The sequence below is a fragment of the Nitratidesulfovibrio oxamicus genome (genome assembly GCF_015731765.1).
Taxonomy (GTDB): Bacteria; Desulfobacterota; Desulfovibrionia; order Desulfovibrionales; family Desulfovibrionaceae; genus Cupidesulfovibrio; species Cupidesulfovibrio oxamicus.
Map to the genome: position 1 here is coordinate 1 of NZ_VRYY01000193.1, position 4675 is coordinate 4675.

Here is a 4675-nt window from a genome sequence, read left to right on the forward strand (position 1 = left end):
CGGCCAGTTCGGCGGGCGACAACGGCTCGCGCGCCACCAGCAGCGGCCCGCAACCGCGCCCCAGCGCCGCCCCGGCATTGAGCAGCACGTAGTCGTCCAGCACGTGGGCCATGGCCGCCAGCGACAGCTTGGTCACGTCCAGCGAACCCTCGCGGGCGCGGCCATTCAGCACCTCCACGTCGGCCATGAACAGATCGAACCCGCAGGGCAGCGGAATGCATCCCTTGGCCAGGGCGTGGAAGATGTACGTGTCGTTGGGGCAGGGCGAAATGCCCAGCGACAGGTTGCGCGACGGGGTAGACGACGTGGACTGGGTATCTGCCGGAGTGTGCGGGGTCTGCGAAGACATGGAAGCGGCCTTGCGGGGCCGCCCGGATGGCCGGGCGGGTGGGAATGGACGATGAAATGACGTGCGGCAATGACGGGGAAATGGCCGGGCGCACGGGACGGAAATCGCTCAAGGTCGCCACGGCGGGCAATCGCCCCGCCCTGTCCACGGTGTTGACACCGGGCCACGCCGGGTCGATACTCCGCCTTCCGTCAGCGGGATGCAAGCCCCGTCCGGTTCGGTCCGGTCCGATCCGATTCGATCCGATCCGGCTCGAACAAGCCCGGCCTGCCTGGCCAGGCCCGTCCCATCGGGCCCTGTTCGGTCCGAAAACGCTGCCCCGCACCATCCTCAAGACATTTCAGTCCCGCCACACCGGAGGACACATGCTCGACGCTGCCCATTACGCCCGCCTGGGCCTTGGGACCGCCTTCGAAAAGGTGATGGAAGGCGCGCGCCTTTCGCCCGAAGAGGGCCTGGCGCTGTTCCACTGCCCGGACATCACCGCCGTGGGAGCCCTGGCCCACCACGCGCGCACCCGCCTGCACGGCGACAGAACCTATTACGTGCTCAACCGGCACGTCAATTACACCAACATCTGCGTCAACGGCTGCCTGTTCTGCGCCTTTCAGCGCGAACGCGGGCAGGCCGGTTCGTTCGCCCTGGCTCCCGACGACATCCTGCACCGCGTGCTGGACGACCGGGGCACCCCGTTCTCAGAGGTGCACATCGTGGGCGGCTGCCATCCGGACCTGGGCCTTGCCTGGTTCGAGGACGTCATCCGCCGTATCCGTGCCGCCCGCCCCCAGAGCATCGTCAAGGCGTTCACCGGGGTCGAGATCGCCCACTTCGCCGCCATGGAAGGCATCAGCACGCTGGACGTGCTGCGCCGCCTGCAGGACGCGGGCCTGGCCATGATGCCCGGCGGCGGCGCCGAAATCTTTGCGCCCGAAGTACGCACCCGCATCTGCCCGCGCAAGGCCACGGCGGACGAATGGCTGCGCGTGGCGGGCGAGGCGCATTCCCTCGGCATCCGCACCAACTGCTCCATGCTGTACGGGCACATCGAGACCTTCGAGCACCGCGTGGACCACCTGTGCCGCCTGCGCGAACAGCAGGACAAGTCCGGCGGGTTCACCTGCTTCATCCCCCTGCCCTTCCTGACGGAAAACAGCCTGCTCAAGCTCCCCCCCGAACGGGTGGGCGAGCACGTGGGCCTCGACCGGCTGCGTACCGTGGCCGTCAGCCGCCTGATGCTGGACAACATTCCCCACGTGAAGGCCTACTGGGTGATGATGGGCGTCAAGATGGCCCAGACCGCCCTGTACTTCGGGGCCGACGACCTGGACGGCACCATTGTCGAGGAACGCATCGGCCACGACGCCGGGGCCGATTCCGCCCAGTCGCTCACCGTTCCCGAACTGGAACTGATGATCCGCCGTTCCGGCTTCACCCCGGTGCGCCGCGATTCGCACTTCAACCCCGTGGCCGACCCGGACGCCATCCTGCATGACACCGGCCACGCCGACTCGCCGGAGGTCCGGGCATGAGCGCCGCCGCCAACGCCACCAACGCCCCCATCATGCCGGGCGGCTCGTCCCTTGCCGAATCCGCCGCCGTACGCGCCGTGGCCGCAAAGGTGCTGGAAGGCGCGCGCCTTACCCGCGCCGACGCCGACCTGCTGTACGCCGAGGCCGGGTTGCATACCCTGGGGCATCTGGCCCACGCCGTGCGCCTGCGCAAGCATCCGCAGCCCGTGGTCACCTACGTGGCCGACCGCAACATCAACTATTCCAACGTCTGCGTGTGCGCCTGCCGCTTCTGCGCCTTTTTCCGCGCCCCCGGCCACCCCGAGGGCTACGTGCTGACGCGCGAGGAACTGGGGAAAAAGATCGAAGAAACCCTGGCCCTCGGCGGCACCCAGATACTGCTGCAAGGCGGCCACCACCCCGACCTGCCCCTGTCGTTCTACGAAGGCATGATCGGCTGGATCCGCGACACCTACCCCGCCATCCACATCCACGCCTTTTCGCCGCCCGAGATCGTCTTTTTCGCGGAACTCGAAAAGATCACCGTGGCCGAGGTCATCGCCCGGCTGCGCGCCGCCGGGCTGCATTCCATCCCCGGCGGCGGCGCGGAAATCCTGGTGGACGAGGTGCGCACGCAGGTTTCGCCCAACAAATGTTCCGCCGCCCGCTGGCTGGGCGTGATGGAAGAAGCCCACGCCCAGGGCCTGCGCACCACCGCCACCATGATGTTCGGCCACGAGGAAGAGCCCCGCCACCGCCTGGACCACCTGTTCGCCGTGCGCGAGGTACAGGACCGCACCCACGGGTTCACCGCGTTCATCCCCTGGACCTTCCAGCCCGCGCACACGGGCATCCACCGCGACCCGGAACCCGCGCCCGCCTACCTGCGCCTGCTGGCCCTGTCGCGCCTTGTGCTGGACAACGTGGACAACGTGCAGGCCTCGTGGGTGACCATGGGGCCGCAGGTGGCCCAACTGGCCCTGTACTTCGGCGCCAACGACTTCGGCTCGCTGATGATCGAGGAAAACGTGGTGGCCGCCGCAGGCGTCAGCTTCAGCCTCTCTCGCCGCGAAATCCACAACTGCATTCGCGCCGCCGGGTTCACCCCCGTGCAGCGCACCATGAACTACACCCCCGTGTCGCCCCAACCCGTGGTGGAAGGGGAGATATAGAGACATATTAAGAGAATCGGGGGAAGGCTGACAGCGAACATCACCCGTTACACGTCCAACATCCCTTGCTCCCCCCATTCGGGGGTGCAGGGGGCAAAGCCCCCTGCCCGCCGGAGGCACAAAAACAGCCGGACCGGCAGGGGATACAAACGCAATACACACCAATGAGCAACACCCTCACCACCACATCGTCGTCATGCGCGCGTCCGCTGCGTCTGGGCCGCATCGGGTACCTTAACGTGCTGCCCATCTACCACCCGCTGGAGTCGGGCATCATCCCGCACGAATACGAACTGGTGGCCGGGCCGCCTGCGGTGCTGAACAACATGATGGCGCGCGGCGACCTGCACGTGTCGGCCAATTCTTCGGTGGAGTACGCGCACAGGCCGCAGAACTACCTGCTGGTGCCGGACCTTGCCATCGGCAGCCGGGGCCCGGTGCAGAGCGTGCTGCTGCTGTCGCGCCGCCCGGTGGAAGACCTGGCCGACCAGCCGGTGCTGGTCAGCGCGGAGACGCACACCTCTGCCGCGCTGCTGCGCCTGCTGTTCCGCGACTATTACAGGTTTCCGGTGCGGTACGAGGTGGGTTCGGCCACCGGGCGCATCGCGTCGGGCAACCCGCCGGAGGCGTTCCTGGCCATCGGCGACGAGGCCCTGCGCCTGCGCAACCACCCGGAGTTTCCGTACCGGCTGGACCTTGGCGAGGCGTGGCGGCAATGGACCGGCCTGCCCTTCGTGTTCGGGGTGTGGGTGGTCAGCCGCGCGGCGGCGGCCTCCGGCTGTTTTCTCAGTGATCCGAGCGAACTGTTGCAGCGCGCCCGCAACTGGGGCGAACGGCACATGGACGTGATCCTCGACCTGACCTTGCAGGGCTGCCCCCTGACCCGCGAGGAACTGCGCCAATACTATCAGGGGCTGGTCTTCCACATGGGCTTTCCGGAAATGGAAGGCCTGCGCCTGTTCTACCACCGGCTGGCCGAGGCGGGCGAGATACCTGCCGCGCCGGAACTGGAATTCTTCAGCATGTAGCGCAAGGCGGCCCCGCGAACCAGACGTGGGGCCGCCTTGCATTTGCGACCAGCCATGCACACCCGTGAAAAATCCACACCGCCAGCCAGCCAAGGCGCACCCGTCGCGCCCGTCAGCCAAGATGCGCCCGTCGCGCCGCACAAGGCCCGCACCCTGCCCGTGCGGATACTGGGACTGGACGTGACGTGCACTCCCGGCCCGCGCAAGCCGCTGACCCTGGCGGTGTGCAGCCTTGTGCCGGGGGACGGGAGCGCGTCGGATAACGGGATGCCGGACTGGCCGGGCGGGCCGGGCGCATCGCCCGTGCTTACCCTGCACGAACTGAGGGAACTGCACACCCTGGACGACCTGGACCGGCTGTTCGGCGGGCAGATGGATGCGGGATTCACGGGGGGCCATACCACGCCCGGCGCAGGCTGGGTGCTGGGCATCGACGCCGCGCTGGCCCAACCGCTGGAACTGGTGGAACAACTGCGCTGGCCGCGCGACTGGGCCGAATATGCCGCCCTGTGCGGCGCCATGGACCGCGCCGCCTTCCGTGACCTGCTGCGGGGCGTATCCGCCGCCCGGCCCGTCGGGCAGAAGTATCTGTACCGCGCGTGCTGCCGTCGCGCCGGG

4 protein-coding genes and 1 pseudogene are annotated in these 4675 nt (G+C 68.1%); 4 read left to right on the forward strand and 1 reads right to left on the reverse strand.

Features of this window, described 5'->3' with window-relative positions; all coding sequences use genetic code 11:
* A partial coding sequence (locus tag FVW20_RS07880) for an MqnA/MqnD/SBP family protein (RefSeq protein WP_307831427.1) occupies nucleotides 1-349 on the reverse strand: 349 nt, incomplete at its 3' end.
* A gap of 365 nt (nucleotides 350-714) precedes the next feature.
* Here FVW20_RS07880 and mqnE point away from each other — a divergent pair.
* From mqnE to FVW20_RS07900, 4 genes and pseudogenes are all read left to right on the forward strand, one after another.
* Nucleotides 715-1878, forward strand: coding sequence for an aminofutalosine synthase MqnE (gene mqnE / locus FVW20_RS07885; protein ID WP_196608981.1), 1164 nt, complete (start codon nucleotides 715-717; stop codon nucleotides 1876-1878).
* Entirely contained in the window at nucleotides 1875-3029 is a 1155-nt protein-coding gene (mqnC, locus tag FVW20_RS07890) for a cyclic dehypoxanthinyl futalosine synthase (protein ID WP_196608982.1), read from the forward strand. Before mqnE ends, mqnC begins: the two co-directional genes overlap by 4 nt.
* 164 nt (nucleotides 3030-3193) lie before the next feature.
* The gene (locus tag FVW20_RS07895; protein WP_196608983.1) at nucleotides 3194-4057 is read left to right on the forward strand and encodes a menaquinone biosynthetic enzyme MqnA/MqnD family protein; all 864 of its coding nucleotides are present in this window, start codon (nucleotides 3194-3196) and stop codon (nucleotides 4055-4057) included.
* A gap of 54 nt (nucleotides 4058-4111) precedes the next feature.
* Nucleotides 4112-4675, forward strand: a pseudogene (locus tag FVW20_RS07900) (hypothetical protein); the annotation flags it as partial.